At 40.8% G+C, this 22,600-nt stretch carries 16 protein-coding genes and 1 other annotated feature; of the genes, 12 read left to right on the top strand and 4 right to left on the bottom strand.

The window, feature by feature from the left end; translation table 11 throughout:
- Positions 1–5: 5 nt before the first annotated feature.
- The 7 genes from LC455_RS14075 (at position 6) to LC455_RS14045 (ending at position 8,866) form a co-directional block, all read left to right on the top strand.
- Positions 6–296, top strand: coding sequence for an SAV0927 family protein (locus LC455_RS14075; RefSeq protein ID WP_223591717.1), 291 nt, complete (start codon positions 6–8; stop codon positions 294–296).
- A 23-nt stretch (positions 297–319) separates the two neighbouring features.
- The gene (locus tag LC455_RS14070) at positions 320–568 is read left to right on the top strand and encodes a biotin/lipoyl-containing protein (RefSeq protein WP_223591716.1); all 249 of its coding nucleotides are present in this window, start codon (positions 320–322) and stop codon (positions 566–568) included.
- A 112-nt stretch (positions 569–680) separates the two neighbouring features.
- The gene (locus LC455_RS14065; protein WP_223591715.1) at positions 681–2,816 is read left to right on the top strand and encodes a sigma 54-interacting transcriptional regulator; all 2,136 of its coding nucleotides are present in this window, start codon (positions 681–683) and stop codon (positions 2,814–2,816) included.
- A 306-nt stretch (positions 2,817–3,122) separates the two neighbouring features.
- Positions 3,123–4,595, top strand: coding sequence for an aldehyde dehydrogenase family protein (locus LC455_RS14060; RefSeq protein WP_223592250.1), 1,473 nt, complete (start codon positions 3,123–3,125; stop codon positions 4,593–4,595).
- A gap of 21 nt (positions 4,596–4,616) precedes the next feature.
- Positions 4,617–5,990 (top strand): putrescine aminotransferase, encoded by a 1,374-nt coding sequence (locus LC455_RS14055; RefSeq protein ID WP_223591714.1) that lies wholly within the window; start codon positions 4,617–4,619, stop codon positions 5,988–5,990.
- A gap of 46 nt (positions 5,991–6,036) precedes the next feature.
- A complete protein-coding gene (gabT, locus tag LC455_RS14050) occupies positions 6,037–7,407 on the top strand; it encodes a 4-aminobutyrate--2-oxoglutarate transaminase (protein WP_223591713.1) in 1,371 nt (456 codons plus the stop codon).
- 37 nt (positions 7,408–7,444) lie between these two features.
- Positions 7,445–8,866 (top strand): NAD-dependent succinate-semialdehyde dehydrogenase, encoded by a 1,422-nt coding sequence (locus LC455_RS14045; RefSeq protein WP_223592249.1) that lies wholly within the window; start codon positions 7,445–7,447, stop codon positions 8,864–8,866.
- Between the two features lie 137 nt (positions 8,867–9,003).
- Here the strand turns inward: LC455_RS14045 and LC455_RS14040 are convergent, their stop codons facing one another.
- Positions 9,004–9,447: a MarR family winged helix-turn-helix transcriptional regulator gene (locus tag LC455_RS14040; protein ID WP_223591711.1), complete on the bottom strand. Its 444-nt coding sequence runs from the start codon at positions 9,445–9,447 to the stop codon at positions 9,004–9,006.
- A 173-nt stretch (positions 9,448–9,620) separates the two neighbouring features.
- On the opposite strand from LC455_RS14040, the gene LC455_RS14035 reads away from it, so the two are divergent.
- Positions 9,621–10,748: an HAD family hydrolase gene (locus tag LC455_RS14035; RefSeq protein WP_223591709.1), complete on the top strand. Its 1,128-nt coding sequence runs from the start codon at positions 9,621–9,623 to the stop codon at positions 10,746–10,748.
- Between the two features lie 113 nt (positions 10,749–10,861).
- On the opposite strand, the gene serA is transcribed toward LC455_RS14035, so the two are convergent.
- The gene (gene serA / locus LC455_RS14030; protein ID WP_223591708.1) at positions 10,862–12,505 is read right to left on the bottom strand and encodes a phosphoglycerate dehydrogenase; all 1,644 of its coding nucleotides are present in this window, start codon (positions 12,503–12,505) and stop codon (positions 10,862–10,864) included.
- 68 nt (positions 12,506–12,573) lie between these two features.
- Positions 12,574–12,786: a binding site (T-box leader), on the bottom strand.
- Between the two features lie 279 nt (positions 12,787–13,065).
- Here serA and LC455_RS14025 point away from each other — a divergent pair.
- The 3 genes from LC455_RS14025 to thrB are packed head-to-tail and all read left to right on the top strand — an operon-like array spanning position 13,066 to position 16,332.
- Positions 13,066–14,358, top strand: coding sequence for a homoserine dehydrogenase (locus LC455_RS14025; RefSeq protein ID WP_223591706.1), 1,293 nt, complete (start codon positions 13,066–13,068; stop codon positions 14,356–14,358).
- Positions 14,358–15,428 (top strand): threonine synthase, encoded by a 1,071-nt coding sequence (gene thrC / locus LC455_RS14020; RefSeq protein WP_223592247.1) that lies wholly within the window; start codon positions 14,358–14,360, stop codon positions 15,426–15,428. The genes LC455_RS14025 and thrC overlap by 1 nt, the downstream gene beginning before the upstream one ends.
- Positions 15,415–16,332 (top strand): homoserine kinase, encoded by a 918-nt coding sequence (gene thrB / locus LC455_RS14015; protein WP_223591704.1) that lies wholly within the window; start codon positions 15,415–15,417, stop codon positions 16,330–16,332. The genes thrC and thrB overlap by 14 nt, the downstream gene beginning before the upstream one ends.
- 27 nt (positions 16,333–16,359) lie before the next feature.
- Here thrB and LC455_RS14010 read toward each other — a convergent pair whose 3' ends face one another.
- Positions 16,360–18,765, bottom strand: a complete 2,406-nt coding sequence (locus LC455_RS14010) for a bifunctional diguanylate cyclase/phosphodiesterase (protein WP_223591702.1) — start codon at positions 18,763–18,765, stop codon at positions 16,360–16,362.
- A 212-nt stretch (positions 18,766–18,977) separates the two neighbouring features.
- Entirely contained in the window at positions 18,978–19,121 is a 144-nt protein-coding gene (locus LC455_RS14005; RefSeq protein ID WP_223591701.1) for a hypothetical protein, read from the bottom strand.
- A 149-nt stretch (positions 19,122–19,270) separates the two neighbouring features.
- Between LC455_RS14005 and LC455_RS14000 the strand changes: the two genes are divergently transcribed.
- Entirely contained in the window at positions 19,271–22,519 is a 3,249-nt protein-coding gene (locus LC455_RS14000; protein ID WP_223591699.1) for a BTAD domain-containing putative transcriptional regulator, read from the top strand.
- Positions 22,520–22,600 lie beyond the last annotated feature (81 nt).

The raw sequence follows: 22,600 nt of genomic DNA, 5'->3' as shown, positions 1-22,600 counted from the left end.
TAAAGATGAAATTAGAAATTTTATCTGAACAAAAAGAACGCCAGCTTTTACATTACTTTTGCTTAATTTCCAATAATCATCGTTATGATTTGACAATCGGCTATTCAGAGCATTTTTTTGGAAAAGCAATGGTAACCTCAATACAAACAGGGAACATGGTCCTGCTCTGCCGAGAGGACACCTATGCAGAGGAACTTTGGGCCGACAGACTTGGTATCGAGCATGAGGACATTCCGGAATTCCAAGAGTTCTTTGGTCTTGTATTACAAACGGCGCCCTATCAGGAACAATATTAAGCAGGGATTGGAGGAGATGCTCGATGTACTTAGGAGTGGTTATAAGCCCGTGCTTCGGGAGAATAGAAAAAGTTGCAATCAAAAATGAAGAAAGAATTTATGAATGGGAACCATTATTCGTGATAAAAGCTGATGACGGAAATGTGAAGATGATCCAAACCGGTGTTAGTGGTGAGGTAGAGTCACTCGAGGTACAGGAAGGAGATAACGTTATTCCTGGAATGGTCCTTGCCTATATAAAAGAAGATTTATTTATAACTGGCAGTGATTAAACGATTGAAAAAGAAGATGGACTATGCATCTTCTTTTTTAATGATTTTTTATTTAAAAAATTCTGATTAAAGTGGTAGTATAAGGTTGATAGGATAGAAGGGGATGAAAAATATGTTTTCCGTCGAAATGGAAAAAATCAAGCCAATTATTTCAGTCACAGCAGAACATCAAGAAGAATTAAAATCAACCTTAAACAATATAAAAGAACCCTTTATATTCTTAGAAAAACAAAATCAATTATTTGCCTATGTATCGTTAAACAATCAATTGCTCGAAAGGCTGAAAGAGAATCATTTTTCAAAAGATATTTTGCTCAACCACGCAAAGTCCATCGAAAGTATTTGCCATTTAAGCGAGAATATTTCTCTGCCTGCTTTGTTTCAAATTATAGGAGAGCCGTTTGCGATCATAAAAGGCGAAGATGGTAAACCTTCAGGCTACATAAGAAGAGAAGATGTTCTGGCCGAGCTATTTAAACAAGAGAATAAAAGCGTTGATTTGCTTAAAATTATTTTAACTTCCATACCGATGGGGATATTTGTCCTGGATAAGGAAAAACGCATCATCAATTGTAATGAAGCTGGATTAAAAATGATTAAATCAACAGCCGAAAAAGTCTTAAATTTTCCTGCAGAAACGATATTTAGCAAAGAACATATAGACAATGTGTTTTCAACCGGAAAAACCCTCCTTAACCACCTGGAGATTACGAACGAAATGGGTGTCCTCGTCGATTACAGCCCGATTATGAATTATGATGATGTGGTCGAAGGAATCATTATCGTTGTCCAGGATTTGCCGATGGTCGAAGAAATGGCAATGGAAATTGAATATATTAAGGACTTGAATAAAGACTTAAATGCTATTCTGTCAAGTATATATGATGAAATCCTTGTGGTTAATGCCAAAGGAGAATTAATCAGATTTAGCGATAATATTATTCAGGATTTTTGGAAGGTCGATCTCAAAGAATTAATTGGAAAAAATATTCTTGAGCTTGAGGATCAAGGGCTGTTTACCCCCTCAGTTACCAGACTTGTTTTAGAAAAAAGAAAAAAGGTATCCGTTGTTCAGGAAACAAAAACGGGCCGAAAAATTCTAGCCGTCGGAAATCCTGTTTTTAATGAAAAAGGGGAACTGGACCGGATCATTGTGGCTTCAAGGGATATTACCGAGACAACCCGCTTAAAAAGCGAACTTTTGGAAATGCGCAAGATATCAGAACAATATAAGAAAGAATTAGATGATTTTAAATCGAAAGACCGCTTCTTAAAAAAGCTGATCTACTGCAGTCCAAAGATGGAAAAGATTATGAATCAAGTGAAGAAAATCGCCGACTTCTCCTCAACCGTTCTCCTTCACGGCGAATCAGGGGTCGGAAAAGAAGTGATAGCCCAAGCGATACACCAGTTAGGAAAGCGATCTTCAAAACCATTCCTCAAATTAAATTGCGGGGCAATTCCGGAAAACTTATTGGAAAGCGAATTGTTTGGCTATGCAAAGGGTGCTTTTACGGGTGCCGATAAGAATGGAAAAGAAGGGTATTTTAAACAGGCCAATGAAGGTATTTTGTTTCTTGATGAAATTGGCGAGATGCCGATGCATCTTCAAGTGAAACTGCTCAGAGTGCTTCAAGAGCAGGAGGTTATTCCAATTGGAAGCACTACGCCAATCAAGGTCAATGTGCAAATCATCGCCGCTACGAACAAAAAATTAGAAAAAATGGTTGAGGAAGGGACCTTCAGAGAAGATTTATTTTATCGCTTGAATGTAATTCCTCTCCATATTCCGCCATTAAGGGAGCGGACGGAAGATATTTCCTTACTGTCTTTCCATTTTCTGCAGAAGCTTAATGAAAAATATGATCGAAATTATCATTTAACCCCAGATGCCGTGAATGTCATGGAATTCTATCCATGGCCGGGTAATGTCAGGGAGCTGCAAAACATTATTGAACGATTGGTGGTAACAGCAGATCATTCGGCGATTGATGCCGAGTTTGTCAGCCAGTTCTTATCACTCGGTTATGAGCACAAAAAAATGAAGCCCGTTATCACCAGGGTTATCCCATTACAGGAAGCAATCGATCATGTCGAGGAACAACTGATTGTCCTGGCAATGAACCAGTACAAGACCACTACCAAGGCCGCAAAAGCACTGGGAATCAGCCAGTCTTCCGTCAGCAGGAAATATCAAAAAATCCTAAGTGAGAAAAATATGAATATCGAAAACTTATCAACTATTTAACCAAAAGCTGCTTTCAGATATCTAATCTGGGAGCAGTTTTTTATTTATGCACAAATTAATAGTGTTATGCAAAAATGAATAACCTCGTAATTTAGTTTTTCTATGCGGTGTTAATGGCTATAGTTGATTTTTTAACACTGTTGATTGGAGCGAAGCGCCTGGAGCGCAAATCAACAACCAAGTTTAACAGGGCCTTTTTCTAAAAACACAATTTTACTAGGTTTTATGTTTTGGCACGCTTCTTGCATTAATAGTTAGTGAGGGAATTAAAAGGAGGAATTGATAATGGTCGAGGTAAAAAATCGAGTGATTAACCTAAAAATGTTCATTGATGGTGAATGGAAAGATGCTGAAAATCAAGAAACACGCCCAGTTATTAATCCTGCCAATGGCGAGGTAATTTCATATGCCCCAGAAGGAACAGTTGCCGATGCGCGCGCGGCCATTTATGCTGCCCGCCGAGCATTTGAGGAAGGTGTTTGGTCAGGTATATCGGCACAGGAACGAGCCTATTATTTATTTAAAATCGCTGACAAAATCGATGAGTATGCAGATGAGCTTACTCAACTCGAAACCATGGATAACGGCAAGACTTTAAGAGAGGCAGGTTTTGATGTTGGCGATGCCGCAGCCTGTTTCCGTTATTATGCCGGCCTAATTACAAAGCCGGACGGTTATACGTATCATGTAGCCGACCCAATGCAGGCAATGGTAGTCCGTGAACCAGTGGGCGTGTGCGGTCTGATTGTTCCATGGAATTATCCGCTTTTAATGAGCGTTTGGAAAATTGCCCCTGCTCTAGCTGCCGGAAATACTATTATTTTCAAGCCTTCAGAAGTGACTCCTGTGACTCCTAAAAAATTGTTCGAGATTTTTGAAGAGGTTGGTCTGCCAAAGGGTGTAGCTAATATGGTGATGGGCGCAGGTCCAGTTGTCGGAAACGAAATCGCCTCCCATCCGGAAGTGGATATGGTTTCATTTACCGGCGGTACGAAAACAGGCAAACATATTATGAAAACAGCTGCCGACACGATGAAAAAGGTATCGCTTGAGTTAGGCGGAAAATCCCCGAATATCATTTTTGCTGATGCTGATTTTGAAACCGCTGTCGATTATGCATTATTCGGAATTTATGCCGGTGCCGGTCAAGTGTGCTCTGCAGGATCCAGAATTCTGGTTGAAGAGAGCATTTACGAGCAATTTGTTGAACGGTTTGTTGATAGGGCTAAGAAAATTCAAGTGGGACCAGGAAACGACCCTTCCACAGAGATGGGCCCGCTTGTCAGCCAGGAGCATTTGGAGAAGGTTCTTCATTACATCGAGCTTGGAAAGCAGGAAGGTGCAAAAGTCGCTTGCGGCGGCAGCCGAATCGTTCGTGACAGCTTAGGAAATGGATATTTCATTGAACCTACCGTTTTTATAGATGTTAAGCAAGATATGCGAATCGTCCAGGAGGAAATTTTCGGACCTGTAGTGGTTATCCAAAAGTTTAAAGATGAAAACGAAGCGGTAAAGCTCGCGAATAGTACGGTTTATGGACTTGCCGGTGCCGTATTTAGCACGGATGGCGCCAAGGCGCTTAGGGTTATTAAAAAGCTTCGCGCCGGGATTACCTGGATCAATTCCTATCATCCTACTTATAATGAAGCGCCGTGGGGCGGCTATAAACAAAGCGGAATCGGCCGCAGTCTAGGAACATTTGGCCTTGAGGAATTCCAAGAGATTAAACAAATTAATATCAATTTGCAGGTTGAGCCAATTGGCTGGTTTTCAAACTAATACATGATGAGGAGCGATAATATGAGTATCGATTTTAAACAAGAGACAAAGAGCGAGCAGAAGCAAAATGTGACTAGTTATATTAACAAGGTTTTAAGTTTAATAGAAAAAGAACAGATCAACCAGGAAGAGGCGGCATGGATCACAAAGGAAACCGTCGATGGCTTCCGTGAGCACGTAAACCCTGGCTTCCTGGAATACCGCAAAACTGTTACAGAAGGCGGTCAATTCGCTGCCGTTGAATGGTCAGATAATGGTGCCTGCTTTAAGGATGTAAATGGTAAGGAATACGTTGACTGTCTTGGCGGCTTCGGAATTTACAATGTTGGCCACCGCAATCCAAAGGTGGTTAAAGCTGTAACCGATCAGCTAAAGCGCCAGGCCCTTCATAGCCAAGACTTGCTTGACCCGCTTCGTGCCATGCTGGCAAAAATTTTAGCTGATATCACCCCTGGGGATTTGAAATATGCCTTTTTTACCAACAGCGGTACTGAAAGTGTGGAGGCTGCACTAAAGCTTGCAAAAATGTACAGCGAGAGGACCACCTTTATTTCGACGACTCGTGCTTTCCATGGAAAAAGCCTTGGTTCGTTGTCCGGTACAGCAAAAGGAATGTTCCGAAAGCCATTCCTGCCATTAATTCCAGGCTTCCGTCATGTGCCGTTCGGGGATATCGACATGATGAGAAAAACGTTTGAAGTGTGCGCTTCGGTAGGAGAAGACGTTGCTGCGGTTATTTTAGAACCAATTCAAGGTGAGGGTGGTATTATTCTGCCGCCAGAAAACTACTTAAAACAAGTTCGTGAGCTCTGTGACCAATACGGTTCTCTGTTAATTTTTGACGAAGTGCAGACAGGAATGGGCCGTACCGGGAAAATGTTTGCAGCTGAATTGTATAATGTTGTTCCAGATATTATCTGTTTGGCCAAAGCCTTTGGCGGCGGAGTCATGCCTGCAGGAGCGATTGTGGCAAAAGAAGAAGTGTTTAAAAGCTGGTTCCCAAATCCATTCATGCACACAACAACCTTTGGAGGCAATCCATTAGCATGTGCGGCGGCGATTGCAACAATCGGTATTTTAATAGAAGAAAACCTGCCAGAAAGAGCAGGGGTAGTCGGTGAATATTTCCTTAATGAGTTGAAAGAAGCAGCAAAAGGACATGAAGACAAGGTTCAGGAAATCCGCGGCCAGGGCTTAATGATCGGGATTGAATTCCATAAAGATGAAATTGGCTATGAGGTTTCAAAAGGAATGTTTGACCGCGGCATTCTAGTGGCGGGAACCCTTATCAATTCCAAAACCATCCGTATTGAACCGGCTTTGACAATTAGCTATGAAGAGGTTGATAAGGTTGTCAGCACCTTCAAAGAGGTTTTAGCACAGGTCAAAGCGTAACAAATGATTTTTAAAGGTATGAATAGGTAAAAGGGGGAGCACGAAATTGGAAAAGAAATACGTCAAGCTCCAAACAGAGATACCAGGACCTAAATCGAAGGAAATCTTGGAGCGAAGAAATAAGTTTGTCCCAAAAGGAATTAGCAATAACTGCCATTCCTTTGTTAAAAAAGCACAAGGAGCCGTAGTCGAGGATGTGGACGGTAATTGCTATATTGATTTTGCTGGTGCTATTGGAACGTTAAACGTAGGACATTCTCACCCAAGAGTGGTGAGGGCGCTGCAGGAGCAGGCAAGCCAATATGTCCATACGGGCTTTAATGTCATGATGTATGAATCATATATCAATCTAGCCGAAAGACTTTGCGGGCTTGCACCAGGCGATTTTGAAAAGCAGGCTGCCTTTTTTAACAGCGGTGCGGAAGCTGTTGAAAATGCGGTGAAGATTGCGCGAAGATATACGAAACGTCAGGGGATTGTTTCTTTTACAAGGGGCTTTCATGGCAGAACCTTAATGACGATGACGATGACAAGCAAGGTGAAGCCTTACAAGTTCGGTTATGGCCCCTTTGCCCCAGAGGTCTATAAGGCGCCATATCCATATGTATACCGACGCCCTGATGGAATGAGCGAAGAGCAGTATACGGAGATGATTATGGAGCAATTTGAACAGTTCCTTCTCGCTGAAGTCGCGCCGGAAACAATTGCGGCAGTCGTAATGGAGCCTGTTCAAGGTGAGGGCGGCTTCATCGTGCCTGATGCCGCTTTTGTAAAAAGAGTCAGAGAGCTTTGTACTCAATATGGCATTTTATTTATAGCCGATGAAATTCAAACGGGATTTGCCCGGACTGGCAAATATTTTGCGATTGATCATTTTGATGTTGTTCCGGATTTAATTACCATATCAAAATCCATGGGGGCTGGTGTTCCGATCAGCGGCGTGATTGGCCGGGCCGAAATTATGGATGCTGCTGAGGTGGGGGAAATCGGCGGTACTTATTCCGGCAGTCCGCTTGGCTGCCGGGCTGCGCTGACAGTTTTGGACATTATTGATAGTGAAAACCTCAATGATCGGGCAGATAAGCTGGGAGCCCGTGTGATAGAAAAGATGGACCTTCTTGCCAGCCGTTTCGAATGTATAGGAGATGTCCGCGGCTTGGGAGCAATGTGCGCGATGGAAATAGTTAAAGATCGTAAGTCCAAAACTCCTGATAAAGAGGCTGTAGGCAAAATAGTCAAAGCAGCCGGAGAGCGTGGCCTGATGTTGCTTAGCGCCGGACTGTTTGGAAACGTCATCCGCATTCTTATGCCATTAACGATTACAGATGACCAGCTTGAAGAAGGCTTACAAATACTTGAGGAAGCGATGGAAGCAGTTTATCTGAAGGATCCTGCCTTATCGGTTGGGGGGAAATGAAATGGACACGCTTAAGCAAAAATATCAAATCTATCCAATGTATTTAAATGGAGATTGGATTGGCAGTGATTATGAGGTTTTTACAGAAATCATTAACCCAGCTACAAAGGAAGTAGTAGGGGCTGTACCGACTGGTGGTGCCTATGAAGCCAAACAGGCCGTTGATGCTGCCCATAAGGCCTTCAAGCTTTGGGCGAAAAAAACAGCCGATGAACGCTATCAGCTTTTAATGAAATGGTTCTATTTAATTGAAAAACATAAAGACGAGATTGCTAGAATCATGACGATTGAACAAGGAAAGCCCTTGAAGGAAGCTCTTGGAGAGGTTCAGTATGCCAACGGGTTTATCTCCTGGTATGCAGAAGAGGGAAAACGGATTTATGGGGAAACCATTCCCGCATCCCATCCGAATAAACGGATTCTTGTCAGAAAAGAGCCTGTGGGTGTTGTAGCAGCGATTACTCCATGGAATTTCCCTGCTGCGATGATTACCAGAAAAGTAGGTCCGGCGCTCGCAGCTGGTTGTACAGTCGTCGTAAAGCCGGCCACTCAAACACCTCTTACTGCTCTCAAAATGGCGGAGCTTGCTCATGAGGCTGGCATCCCTAATGGTGTCATTAATGTCATTACCGGCAGATCCTCAGAAATCGGGGATGTGTGGTTAAAGGACCCGCGGGTAACGAAGATAACCTTTACGGGCTCAACTGAAGTAGGAAAAATGTTAATGCGGGGCGCAGCCGAAAATGTGAAAAAAGTGTCACTCGAGCTTGGTGGAAATGCCCCGTTTATCGTCATGGATGATGCGAATCTGGAAAAAGCGGCAGTTGGCCTTGTGCAATCGAAATTCCGCAATGCCGGTCAAACCTGTATTTGTACGAACCGGGTTTATGTCCAAGAGGGAGTAGCCGATAAATTTATTAAGCTTTTTCAGGCGGAACTAGAGAAGCTTAAAGTCGGCAATGGACTTGAAGAGGGAACGGATATCGGCCCATTAATTGATAAAGCTGCTTATAAGAAAGTGGAAAGTTTGGTAAACGATGCGCTTAAAAAGGGTGGAAAAGTCATCTATAGCGGGCTAAAACCTGCGAAGGATACCGGCTATTTCTATGCTCCTACCATATTAACCGATATCAATGACGAGATGGAATGTATGAAGGACGAGATTTTTGGTCCGCTGGCACCAATCTCTACTTTCAAAACAGAAGAGGAAGTCATTGAAAGGGCCAACAACTCCTGTTACGGATTAGCTGCCTATGTATATACTGAAAATTTAAGCCGTTCCTTTAGAATAACAGAGCAGCTGGAGTATGGAATCATCGGACTTAATGATGCACTTCCTTCCGCCGTTCAGGTTCCATTCGGAGGCTATAAAGAAAGCGGTCTGGGACGAGAAGGCGGACATTTCGGCATTGAAGAATTTTTAGAAGTAAAATATATTTCAATCGGTTTAGACTTCTAAATACATGTTTTCGCACGAAGACTGTAAATGCTTAGTCACGGGGTAAAGGATTTATATAGTCAGAACAACCAATAGAAAAAAAGCCGTGTAGTGAGCTAACCACCTGCACGGCTTGTTTTTTAGTGTTTGGTTCCAAACTATCTCGTTACTTTTTGCAGATTTCCGATTAATTGATTCATTTTAAAAAGTAAGTCCATGTATTCACCTTTACCAAGGCCGAAATGAGGAATACACTTTTCAGGCAGTTCAAGTGCATCCTCTCTAAGTTTAATGCCTTTTGAGGTCAGCTCTACAAATACTTTGCGCTCATCATCACTTGCCCGGACGCGGCTTAACAGGTCCATCGCTTCCATTCGTTTTAGCATCGGTGTCAAAGTGCCGCTGTCTAAATAAAGGAGTTCGCCAATATCCTTGACGGTCAACCGCTCATACTCCCATAAAACCGTTAATGTTAAAAATTGCGGGTAGGTTAGTTCGAGCTTATCTAATATTGGCCGGTATAACCGGGTTATTTCTCTAGAACAAGCGTATATCGCAAAACATAATTGATTATCAAGTTTTAAAAAATCTTCAGAGTTCAAAAGTCAAATGCCTCCCAGTCTATTTAATTGTACGCAATTTAATTTACATAAATTTATTTGGAAAGTCAATCCTTTTATTAATATCTGTATAATTGGATAAATTACTTTATATTATTTCGATTGCTGTGTTACGATAGCGTATAAATGCATACTTGGAAATGAGGGTGGGGAAGTTGATTAAAACCATTTTATTTGACGTAGATGGTGTACTTTTGAGTGAGGAGCATTATTTTGATGCATCGGCTTTAACTGTTTGGGAGATGTTAACAAGCTGCAACTACTTAGCCTTGTCACCTGAAAAATTTAAAACGGATTATAGTGAATTCGAGGTAAAGGAAATAAGAGAGCGTGTGTTTGATCACGACAACGTCCTTAAATTTATGAAATCACGCGGCTTAAACGCTAACTGGGACATGATCTACTTAGCATTCAGCTATCAACTAATCCACTTATTGTCACAAATTAAGGACACAGAATCCGAAAAAATCAGCCAATGGTGTCAGGCACCAATCAATCGAGAAACGCTGTTAGAGATCGGCAGGGTGCTAAACAATTATAATACTGAATTGGATTTTAATTTGTTTGTTGGAGATTTTGAACGGTCCAACGCGACGAAGCAGGAGCTCATGGAATATTTAAATGTGATTGCTGGCGAAAAGCTTGGAGTGGAAACGTCCATTTTTAAGGGGAAGGATGAGCTATGGTCTATTTGCGAGCATGTTTCCCAGGAATGGTATGTAGGTGACGAAAATGTTCTCGAATCTACAGGCAGGCCGTCCGTGCAAACAGGTAAAAAAGGTTACTTGGCAAATGAATCCACATTAGCCCCTCAAGAAGAAATTGCTGAACTTTTCGGATTCCTGCGCACTAAAGGTTATGAAATCGGTATTGGTACTGGAAGGCCTGAACTTGAAACCATCCAGCCTTTCCAGCATCTAAACTGGCTCAAGCAATTTGAGAGGAATAGAATAGTTACAGAAGACGATGTCCTCAAGGCGGAAAAACAGCTTACAGAGCGGAAAGCCTTATCAAAGCCGCATCCGTTTACATATATTTATGGTCTCCATCGTAAAGAATTATCCGTTGAAGAATGTTTAAGCCTTCCATTGCCAATTGATAATGGAGAAACGGTCCTAATTGTGGGAGATTCTTTAGCTGACCTTCTGGCTGCCAGACAAATGGGCTGCAAAATTGCCGCAGTTTTAACCGGATTATCTGGAAAAGATGCAAAGAGTGAGTTTGAGAAGCATAAGGCGGATTATATTTTGGATTCCGTGCTTGATTTAAGAAGTATTTTATAAAAAATTTGCGAATCAAATTTTATCAGAGAATTTAACGAGTTTTTCAGCAATCAAAAAAATCCAAACAACAGCAAAAAGAGGGATTGCACCCACCAGCGCAATCCCTCTTTCTATTAAATACTTTCCACCTTCTCCGGTTCAATCCTGCCAGGTTCAAACGTGTCGACATTCGTCAACTCTAGTAATTGTGCTTCCTCGAGTCCATCAATTTGCGTTAGTTCATCATGAACATTCGCCTTTAAAGCTTTATCCAAGGTTAATACCATGATTGCTTCTCCGCCGACAGTCGTTCTGCCAACCTGCATCGTACCAATATTGATTTGGTAATCCCCTAATAGAGAACCCACCTTGCCAATCATGCCTGGTACGTCGCGGTGCTTGATATAAAGCAGATATTTTTCTGGCTTCACATCAATCCGGTATTCATTAATTTTTAAAATACGCGCACCATAACCGTTTAACACGGTTGCGCCAATTTTGGCGGTTTCAAATCCATTAGAAACCGCTAGTTCCATGAAATTGGCAAACCCTTTATTCGTAGCATTTTTCTGCACATTATAAGAAACTCCCTGCTCCTTTAATAGATGAAGAGCATTGATTAGATTAACAGAATCACTTAAATGGTAAGATAGCACACCCTTTAACAAGGTCCTGGTCAATAGTTCTGTATCTTCATCAATTAAATCGCCGTAATAATTAATTTCGATTTTAGTAGGTGCCTGCTTTTTCAATAACTGAATAACTAACTGGCCCATTTGATCGCCAAGCAATAAATATGGCTGAAGCTTTGCCTGTGTCTCACCTGACATTTGCGGCATATTAACGGCATTTTTAATCGATTGAGTTTCAAAAATCTCAATAATTTCGGCGCTAACTTCTTCGGCAACTTTTTCCTGTGCCTCAACAGTAGATGCTCCCAGATGCGGTGTGACAATGATATTTGGATTTTGCAGTAGTTCTGGGTCTGCTACCGGTTCTTTTTCAAATACATCGAGTGCTGCTCCAGCTACATGTCCTGCTACAATCGCCCGGACTAAGGCTTTTTCGTCAATAATACCGCCGCGGGCACAGTTGACAAAACGGACGCCTTTTTTCGTTTTTCGTAAATATTCATCATTAATAATTCCACGTGTATCATTGGTCAGCGGTGTATGAATGGTTATAAAATCAGATTCCTGAGCAATTAAATCAAGGCTTGCTTTCGTGATGCCCAGTTTTTTCGCTCTGTCCTCCGTTAAATACGGGTCAAATCCCAAAATATTCATGCCGAAGGCTTTGGCACGCTTAGCCACCTCTGTCCCGATTTTACCCATGCCGATAACACCAAGGGTTTTTTTGTACAATTCAACCCCTTTAAAGGAGTTGCGGTCCCATTCGCCTCCTGCGGTTTTTAGATGGGCCTGTGGAATTTTTCGCGCTAATGACAGCATCATCGCCAAAGTATGTTCAGTTGCAGCCATCGTATTTGCACCAGGCGCGTTAATGACGATAATCCCTTTACGAGTAGCTGCATTCACATCGATATTATCGACACCCACTCCTGCTCTGGCAATCACACGAAGCCGATTAGCTGCCTGAAGCAGTTCTTCCGTTACCTTTGTTTGACTTCTCACTATCAAAGCATCATAGTCACCAATAATCTTTTTTAATTCCTCCGTTGAAAGGGTCGGCTGCCTTTCCACAACAAAATGAGGATGCTCTATTAAACTCTTTAAACCCGTATTGCTGATTCCATCAGTAACTAGCACTTTATACATCGAAACCATCCTTTCAATTTCAAAATTAAATAAAAAGTCCCTCATAACACAGACATAGTAGTCGTGTTATGAGGGACGTAAAGGAACGTGGTGCCACCCTCTTTTGCTGCAAAAATAGCTGCAGCCTCGAAAAAATGTAACGGTTTTAACCGGGCTAGCCTACTAATACTTTCAGCAGCCAGTTCAGAAGGGCTGGGCTATTTAAGAAAAAAGCACCGGTTCACAGCAACCACCGGCTCTCTGAAGCCATTTCTTAATGCCGTCTTCATCATCACATGTTATATTTAGAATTAAGAGAAATTTCAAAATTCAAATTGAATATAGGGATTATTCTACAACCATACATTCAGAATTGTAAAGGGATAAAGTAGAAAAAATTCATTTTTATTTGATGAAAAATTTTACTTAAAAAAAGGAATTCAGTAATGGCGCAGTAGTAAGCGATTACACAGTGAATTAGGGAAAATAAATCTATTGTAAAAAAATAAAGAGAGTCATATAATGTCTACAATACAAATACATTTGTGCGCGACATAAGGACACGAACTGGAGGGGAAATCATGAAAGCAATTTCGATTGGATTATTAGGCTTAGGCACCGTTGGGTGTGGTGTCGTGCAAATCATAAAAAACCATCAGGATAAATTAATGCATCAGGTGGGTTGTCCGGTTGTCATCAAAAAAATCCTCGTACAAGACATACATAAAGCGAGATCCGTAGAAGTCGATGCAAGTCTTTTAACTTCAAACGCTGCCGATATCCTTAATGATGATGAAATTAATGTGGTCATTGAGGTAATGGGGGGTGTGCAGGATACAAAAGATCATCTCATTAGTGCGCTCCGTCAAGGAAAGCATGTGGTCACGGCCAATAAAGATTTGATGGCTTTGCATGGATCAGAGTTATTAACCGTGGCTTCTGAATATGGATGTGATTTATTTTACGAAGCAAGCGTTGCCGGCGGTATCCCAATCTTAAGAGGCTTAGTTGACGGGCTTGCTTCAGATCGTATTACTCAAATGATGGGAATTGTTAATGGTACAACTAATTATATATTAACCAAAATGAGCACTGAAGGAAGGTCATATGAAGAGGTCCTTAAAGAAGCACAGGCACTTGGCTTTGCCGAAGCAGATCCAACCTCTGATGTTGAAGGACTAGATGCTGCCCGCAAAATGACCATCTTAGCGACGCTTGGTTTTTCGATGCATATTGATTTAGAAGATGTTAAAGTGAGCGGTATTTCAAACATTACTGAAGAAGATTTACGTTATGGACAACAATTAGGCTACACAATGAAGCTGATAGGCTATGCCCATAGGGAAGGTGAAAAAGTTGAGGTCAGTGTAGCCCCAACCTTTTTGTCCAATAATCACCCGCTCGCCTCTGTTCAAAACGAATACAATGCTGTGTATGTTTACGGGGAAGCAGTTGGGGAAACGATGTTTTATGGCCCTGGAGCAGGAAGCCTGCCGACTGCAACAGCTGTTGTCTCAGACCTTGTCGGCGTCATTAAAAATCTGAGACTCGGAGTAAATGGAAAAAGCGCTGTGACTCCGCAATACGCTAAGCTCTTAAAGGATGATGGCGAAAAGTATTCTAAATATTTCTTACGCATTCATGTACAAGATGAGGTTGGTGTGTTTGCTGATATTACCTCTGTGTTTGCTAAACATGGAGTCAGCTTCGAAAAAATACTTCAGCTGCCAATTAAGAAAAATGAAACATCAGAAATTGTCCTAGTGACACACCATGCTTCATTAACAAATTATGATAAAATTTTACAAGAGTTATATGATATACAAGCGGTGAAGGAAGTAAAAAGTGCATATCGGGTGGTGCGAAAATCGTGATGAGATGGCCAGGATTATTAGAAGCATATAAAGAATATTTACCAATTAACAATGAAACTCCTAAATTAACTTTACATGAAGGAAATACGCCATTAATCAAGCTTGAACGTCTTTCACAGGAATGGAATGTTGAGCTTTATGTGAAATTTGAAGGTGCAAATCCAACAGGATCTTTTAAGGATCGCGGGATGGTAATGGCAGTCGCCAAAGCGGTAGAGGAAGGAAGCAAGACAATCATTTGTGCTTCAACGGGGAATACATCTGCCGCTGCAGCAGCTTATGCGGCCCGTGCAGGCTTAAAATGTATCATCGTGATACCTGAAGGAAAAATTGCGATGGGCAAGCTGGCACAAGCCATGATGTATGGAGCAGAGATTATCTCCATAGAAGGGAATTTCGACCAGGCGCTGCAAATGGTTCGCAATATTAGTGAGGAAGAACCGATAACACTCGTTAATTCAGTCAATCCTTTTAGGCTTGAAGGACAAAAGACAGCAGCCTTTGAGGTTTGCGACCAGCTCGGCTTTGCGCCAGATATTTTAGCCATTCCAGTTGGAAATGCCGGAAATATTAGTGCTTACTGGAAAGGATTTAAGGAATTTGCAGACAAGAAGGGGACCGGATTGCCGCGAATGTTTGGTTTTGAAGCGGCAGGTGCTGCTGCACTAGTACACAACCGCGTGTTTGAAAATCCTGAAACGATTGCAACCGCGATTCGGATTGGAAATCCGGCGAGCTGGGATTTAGCCGTTTCTGCTGTTCAGGAATCTGACGGAATTTTTGATGAAGTCAGTGATGAAGAAATTTTAGCTGCTTATAAAAAATTGGCTTCTTCTGAAGGTGTTTTTGTCGAACCTGCTTCAGCTGCTTCCCTTGCCGGAGTGTATAAAAGCATCCAAAAAGGAAAAATCGCGGGAGGAACAAAAATTGTTGCTGTTGTGACAGGAAATGGCTTGAAGGATCCTGACACTGCCATTAAAACTAGTCTCATTAAACCGGTACAGCTGCCCAATGATGAAAAAGCCGTTACAGAACATATTCGAGGGGTTGTCCTGAATGCCTCTAAATAATCGATTTATTATCGAGGTTCCGGCAAGCACCGCCAATCTTGGGCCCGGCTTTGATTCTATTGGCTTGGCACTCGACTTATATTTAACATTAGAAGTGGAAGGCAGCAGTCGCTGGGAATTCTATTCTACATCAGATGAATTGAAGCAGTTTCCGAATGATGAACAGCATTTTATCGGCCAAGTAGCTATTAAAACAGCTGAGAAATATGGGAAGGTGTTACCACCATGTAAGGTAACAATCCAAAGCGAGATTCCGTTAGCACGAGGATTAGGCTCAAGCGCATCAGCCATCGTTGCCGGAATTGAGCTTGCCGACCGTATTGGAGGATTAGGTTTAACGAAACAGGAAAAGCTCCTCATTGCTACAGAAATGGAGGGGCATCCGGATAATGTTGGTGCATCCATTTATGGTGGGCTTGTCATTGGCTGCTATCAAAAAAATGAGGTCGACATCCTAAACTTTGCAAACTTATCCTTTGAAGTGGTAGTGGCAGTTCCGCAAGAGATCTTATTGACTAAGGATTCACGTGATGTTCTTCCGGAAGCTTTTTCACGGCAGGAGGCAATAGAAGCCTCATCGACGGCAAATCTATTGGTCGCGGCACTTTTAAGTCAGAACTGGGAAGTAGCGGGAAAAATGATGGAGCAGGATCTCTTCCATCAGCCATATCGCAAACCGCTAATCTCCTTTTATGAAGAAGTAGAACAAGTGGCAAAATCCAATGGGGCTTTTGGGGTGGCATTAAGTGGCGCAGGTCCGTCAGTCATATGCTTCACTGAAAAAGGACAAGGCAAATTGCTGTCCCAAGTTTTACAAAGTGAATTTACAGAAATGACAGTCAAGCACCTAAATGTTGATAATGACGGAAGCATTATCAACGAAGTCGAAAAGTTTGTCAGATAAACATATTGAAAAAGGAAGGGCAGCCCATTAGCGCTGCCCTTTTTCCTTACTATCAAGAAATTGATCAAATTCCTCTTTTTTCAACGGTTTACTAAATAAATAGCCTTGCATTTGTAGACAATTTTTCGATAGTAAAAATTCCTTTTGATACTCTTGTTCAACGCCTTCTGCGATGACATTTAAATGAAGACTGCGGGCAAGGTTGATGACCGCTTCAGCTATTTCTGAATTCCCCCAATCCTCCTTGATATCCTGTATGAAGGATTTATCAATTTTCAAAGTATTGATTGGTAAATTCCTCAAGTAATTTAATGAAGAATACCCTGTTCCAAAATCATCGATTGAAATAGATATTCCAGCATCCTGAAGGGAGTGAAGCGATTCAACAATATCCGAAGAATTATTGAGGAGAATACTTTCCGTTATCTCAATCTCAAAATTTTCCGGACCTAATTTCGTTTCACTTAATATTTCTTTCACTTGCTTTACCATGTTGCTCGGTTCCTGGAACTGTCGGGCCGAAAAATTTACCGATATCGATAAAGGGACGGAACGATTTTTGTTCCATTGACTCATTTGCCCGCAGGCCATTTTCATCACTAATTCCCATAAAGGCTGGATTAGCCCGGTTTCTTCGGCAATCGGGATAAATAATTCGGGAGACACGAATCCTAAATCTTCATCCGTCCAACGGAGTAGTGCCTCTGCACCAAAAAGCGTATCAGATTCAGCATTTATCTTTGGTTGATAATAAACTTCAATTTTTTTATTTTCAATCGCTTTTCTTAAGCGGGCTTCAAGACGAGGCCTTCCAATATTGGAGTTCATTAATTGCTCAGAGTAAACCGTTAAGCGGTTGCCTCCCATTTTTTTAGCGGAATACATAGCCAAGTCTGCATAAATAACAAGGGTGTCAAAGTTTTCGGTTTGTTCCGGGTATAAACTAATTCCACAGCTGGCACCTAGGTAGATCTCGTTGCCATCTATAGAATATGGTTTTTTTAAACTCGAAATAACTCCTTCGGCTGCTTCTTTTGTTTCTTGCAAATCATAATTAACTAATATAATTATAAATTCGTCGCCGCCTTGACGAGTAATGATGTTCCTGTCTTTATCAGGCAAGCATTGCTTAATTCGTTCAGCGACAATTTTCAGTAATTCATCACCTTTATTATGACCAAAGGAATCATTTACTTGTTTGAACCGATCCATATCGATAAACAAAACAGATAAAGTTCTCCCTTTATCATTTGGATCAATAATATGTTTAATTTTTTCTTGAAAATATCTCCGGTTGAGCAACCCAGTTAATGGGTCATGATAGGCCTGAAATTCGATAAGTTCCTTACTTCGTTTTAAGTCATCTACATAGCTGCGCAAATGGTTTGATAAAGCATTGACATTTTCTGTGAGAAGGCCTAATTCATCTTTTCGATTTAAGTGCAGGTGCTTGCCAAAATTTCCTTGTGCAATTTCATTCACCTGCTCAACAATATAGCCAATTGGCTGTGTGATTGAACGTGAAAAAATAAAGCTAATAATTAATACGATGATCATAATGGCAATGGAAAGAAGAATATGTACTTTTAGCTCGTGGGCGAGTTCCTTTTGAATGAGCCCATAATCATACACGAGCTCGATGACAAATGGATCTCCATTAAATGCAGGTAAAAACGTTTTAATGATGTTTCTGCCATTAATATGAGCCTTGTAGGATTGAACATCATTTGTTTTGATTGCTTTTTTGATATAATCCGAATCTGTTTTGATATTCGGATACTTGTAGTCCCCATACCAATAGGGTTCGGCGGAAATACGGGTATAGCTCTGTCCGTTTGAATGAACAACCTCTTTCTTTTTTCCAAAATGTTTTGGATTAAGAACAATTAGCTCTAATATCCCCTCTTCTCTCGTGAAATCTTTAATAATACTTTGGGGGCCAAATCGGTTCTCGTATTCTAATACTTCATTGTCGCGAAAAAATGGATTAATTATATAATTCGTCGTCCCATCATAATAATAGCCCCATTTATCAATATGCTGTGGATTGGAATCAGCAATTTCAATCGGACCTGACCAATAATACGGTAAGGTAATTCCTTTCTCAACCTTTACAGGGGCTAACGAAAGAAGCTGTTGGAATGCGTCATACCAGTAGCCCCATTCCTTAGTGGACATATCGATTTCTTCAGGGTCCGAAGAACGGACCCCGATAATATCATCAGGTGTTTTAGCTAACAAAGTAATATGGGATACACCAACATCCTTAGCCAATTTCGTCAGCTGGTCATTTGTAATATCTTGATATCTAGGCGGCAGTTTTGCTTGTATAGCCAATGAGGCCATACGTAAGTCTCTTCCGAGAATGTCCTCTACATATAAAGAACCTCTTTTTGTATTTTTTACCTGAAAGGAAACTTCCTTTGTAATCATCGAAATTTCCCGCTCGTTATAATTAAGCAGTTGATTTTTGGAGCGGAAAAAATGGAATACATTATTTGTTAACAATATTAAAAAAACTAAAAGACAAAAAATAAGTGGAAGTTTTTTCTTGATAGACAATGACGCAACACTCCCATTAAGTATTTGCTCATCCTTATAACAGGGGTGAGCAAATACTTTTTTGATATCCAGTTAAAAGGAGACTAGCCTTTTAACCCGTGCAGCCATTCTTGATAGCATTCATCACAAAGCGCTTCATCCCGTTCCGTATTCTCCGAAAAAAATGAAACATAATGGAGCTGTTTTTCCTGAATTTCCTCTGTGCAATAAAAACATTTTTCAGACATAGCAATCCTCTCCTTAAAAAATTATGATAGCTTAGTTTTTTCAGGGAGAAAGAGATTTATTACATAAAAAAAATCACCGCCTAAATAGGGGATATTGTGGTAAAATAGTGTAAAAATTAAGAAAATTATAGAAGGGAGGCCATATAAAAATGAAGCTTCCAATCATTCAGACAAAACTGCGCATTCCAGTTGTCAAAGATGACTATATTAGAAGGGCAAAGCTGACCCAGAAAATGAAAAAGATTCCCGAGTATCCATTAACGATTATTCATTCTGGAGCCGGATTTGGGAAAAGTACGGCCCTCTCCTTATTTATGAGAGACGAAAAGATTTCTGGCTGCTGGTATTCCATTTCATCAATGGATGATGACATCCTTCCATTTCTTTCGCATATTATCCACTCTATTCAACAAGAAATCCCCCATTTTGGAAAAGAATTAATACCCTATATCGAAACAATGGAACGATATATTCGCCATGAAGAATTGGGCTTACTCTGTTCTTTATTTGTTAATGAAATTCTTGAGGCAGGAACAGAAATAACCTTAATATTGGATGATTTTCATCAAATAGAGCAGTCCTATACGATCAGCAGCTGGATGGAAAAATTACTGGAGCATCTTCCTGCAAATTTACATATTGTTATTTCGAGCCGCAGCCGGCCAGCTTGGAAGCAGCTCAGTAAAATGAAGATTTGTGGGCAATTATTAGAAATTACACGTGAAGATTTGGTCCTTACTATTGAGGAAATGGAATTATTGCTAACAGATTTGTATGGCATAGAACTGGAGGATAGCCATTTAAAAACCATCTATGAAATGACTGAAGGATGGATCATTGCCCTTTGTATGATTGCACAGCAAATCCCTCTAAAGGAGGATATCTCTGATCTATTTAATCACTCCTCAGATTCACTCCACGATTTTTTTCAGTATTTAGTGATGGAAGTATTCTCGAAACAGCCCCCAATGATACAGCAATTCCTGGAACAGACTTCTATTTTTGAAGAAATTGAAAAAGATTTATGTGATGAAGTCATTGGGATTCAAGCGGCCTCGTCCTTGCTGGAACAGCTGAAGGAGAGAAATTTATTCATTCAAAAGGTTGGATTAAGCCATTATCGATATCACGCATTATTTAAAGATTTTTTAGAGGATATTTTTCAAAAAAATAATCCTGTCCATTTTTCGATTCTCCATGAAAGATGTGCCCGTTTTTTTGAAAAAAGAGAATTATGGGAAAAGGCCCTTTATCATTATCAAAAAATCAATCAGTTTAATGCAATCGCATCCATCTTACAAGAAAATGGGTTTAGCATGCTTGAGAGCGGCAAATTAGAGAGTTTATCAGATCAGCTAACACTGATTCCTGATGCCGAAATGGAAAAGTATTATCTGCTGTGGTTTCTAAAAGCCGAGGTATGCCGCTATCGTTCCCATTATCAAGAGGCAGAAGATTGTTATGAGAAGGCTTATGAGGGTGCAAACAAGCGGCGGGATTATCTGGGGATGAGTAAAGCGCTGGAGGGAAAAGCCCAAATTTACTTGGACACGATCCAGCCTCAGCGAGCGGAAAGGTTTTTATTTGAAGCAATTTCCTTCCGAGAGAAAAGTAATAGCCCATTAGAAGAAAGCGGCAAACTGTATGAGTTATTATCAGAAAATCTGTTGAACTCTGGGAAGGCGCGGGAAGCGGAGAAATGGCTGCAAAAAGCAAAGGATTCAAATATCTTTGACTTTGACGGGAATTTGGAAGGACGGCTTTATTTAAGGACCGGCCGCTTTGAGGCGGCAAAGAAATTCCTATACTTGAAGAAGGATGAGCTGAAGGGTGCAAAGCTTTCATCTTTGCCGCAAGCCCACCGTGAAACCGATTTGTTGCTCTCTCTTATTGAGGCATTTACAGGAGAAGGAAATAAAGCAAAAGAGCTGGCACAAGCAGGAATACAGCAGGGAATTAGTTTAAAAGCTCCGTTTGTGGAGGCTTGCGGCTGGATCCGGATGGGCCATGCTGTTCAAATATTAAATAAATATGATTCACAATTAGCCGAAACCTGTTATCAAACCGCGCTGGAAATTATGGGAAAGCTCCAGGTTCATAGGGGAAAAGCAGAACCATTAATGGGCCTTTGTATTCTTTATGGAGTAAGAGGTGAATTTGAACGGGCGTTGGAGGCAGGGAAAAAAGCGCTTCAAGAGACAGATAAAGTTCAGGATGTTTGGCTTTCTGCTTTAATCACTCTTTGTATGGGGATTACTTGCATCTATAATGAACGATTTTCGAAGGCCCGATTCTTTTTTGAAAAAACTGATTCCTTGTTCCTTCAATGTGAAGATACTTATGGCCAAATGCTCAGCAAATTTTGGTTATCCTATGTATTTTACTTAGAGAAAAAATATGATTTCTTTCAAGAAACAATAATCGTTTTTCTGCGCCTTGTACAATATCATGATTATGAATTCTTTTTTCATCGGGTTTCATTGTTTGGTCCAAGAGATTTACAAGTGTTTGTGCCCCTATTAATAGAATGTTTGAAGGAAGACATTCAAAACACCTATGCTGCCAAAATTCTTCAAGATATGGGAGTTTCGGCTTTGGACTCCCATCCCGGTTATTCCATCAGGATTCAAACTCTTGGCCAATTTAAATTATGGCTTGGGGAAAAAGAAGTAGGGGAAAAGGATTGGCAACGAGAAAAAGCAAAGGAATTATTTCAGTTATTTATAACGAATAATGACTCCATCGCAAAAGAGGAAATTCTCGGGATTCTCTGGCCTAATCAAGATAAAAAAAGTGCAGACCGTGATTTTAAGGTTGCACTGAATAGCCTTCATAGTGTCCTGGAACCATTAAGGAAAGCGCGGGCTGCTCCCTTTTTTATCATCCGTGAAGGGGCATTTTATCGACTAAATCCACTTGCAGTAATCGAATTAGATATTGTTCCCTTCCTGGACTGGATACAAAAAGGGCTGAATGAATCGGACCAGGAAAAAGCCACAAATTGTTTAGAAAAGGGTTTATCCTTTTATCAAGGAGACTATTTGCCAGATCGCAGGTATGAAGATTGGTGTATAAGTAAAAGAGAAAGCATGCTCGTCTATTTTTTACGAGGGGCCGAGAAAATGGCGCAGCAAATGGTCAGGTGTGAACATTATGATGCTGCTATTTACTGGTGTGAAAAAATATTAGAGAGGGATCGAACATGGGAAGAAGCGTATCGGCTTCTCATGTATTGCTACTACCGGAAAAACAATCGTCCCCAAGCGATGAAATGGTACCGGAAATGTATGGAGGTTTTAGAAGAGGAGTTGGGTGTTACGCCGCTTGAGCCAACCAAACACATGTATGAAATGATTATTGAAGCAGATAAACACACCAATCCCATCAAACAGCCTTAAGTGTAAGGCTGTTTTTGATTTGTAACTAATATGTAACTATCTTTTCTTAGTATTCATTCAGGAGGCAATACCAAAAAAACA

It is taken from the genome of Neobacillus bataviensis (genome assembly GCF_019969725.1).
Note: the sequence above shows the minus strand (reverse complement) of the source record. Positions and strands in the feature narration are given on the sequence as shown.

Coding starts and splice junctions, on each gene's coding strand:
- LC455_RS14075 (WP_223591717.1), top strand. CDS start 6: ATGAAATTAGAAATTTTATCTGAACAAAAAGAACGCCAGCTTTTACAT.
- LC455_RS14070 (WP_223591716.1), top strand. CDS start 320: ATGTACTTAGGAGTGGTTATAAGCCCGTGCTTCGGGAGAATAGAAAAA.
- LC455_RS14065 (WP_223591715.1), top strand. CDS start 681: ATGTTTTCCGTCGAAATGGAAAAAATCAAGCCAATTATTTCAGTCACA.
- LC455_RS14055 (WP_223591714.1), top strand. CDS start 4,617: ATGAGTATCGATTTTAAACAAGAGACAAAGAGCGAGCAGAAGCAAAAT.
- LC455_RS14045 (WP_223592249.1), top strand. CDS start 7,445: ATGTATTTAAATGGAGATTGGATTGGCAGTGATTATGAGGTTTTTACA.
- serA (WP_223591708.1), bottom strand. CDS start 12,505: ATGTATAAAGTGCTAGTTACTGATGGAATCAGCAATACGGGTTTAAAG.
- LC455_RS14025 (WP_223591706.1), top strand. CDS start 13,066: ATGAAAGCAATTTCGATTGGATTATTAGGCTTAGGCACCGTTGGGTGT.
- thrC (WP_223592247.1), top strand. CDS start 14,358: ATGAGATGGCCAGGATTATTAGAAGCATATAAAGAATATTTACCAATT.
- thrB (WP_223591704.1), top strand. CDS start 15,415: ATGCCTCTAAATAATCGATTTATTATCGAGGTTCCGGCAAGCACCGCC.
- LC455_RS14010 (WP_223591702.1), bottom strand. CDS start 18,765: ATGATTACAAAGGAAGTTTCCTTTCAGGTAAAAAATACAAAAAGAGGT.
- LC455_RS14005 (WP_223591701.1), bottom strand. CDS start 19,121: ATGTCTGAAAAATGTTTTTATTGCACAGAGGAAATTCAGGAAAAACAG.
- LC455_RS14000 (WP_223591699.1), top strand. CDS start 19,271: ATGAAGCTTCCAATCATTCAGACAAAACTGCGCATTCCAGTTGTCAAA.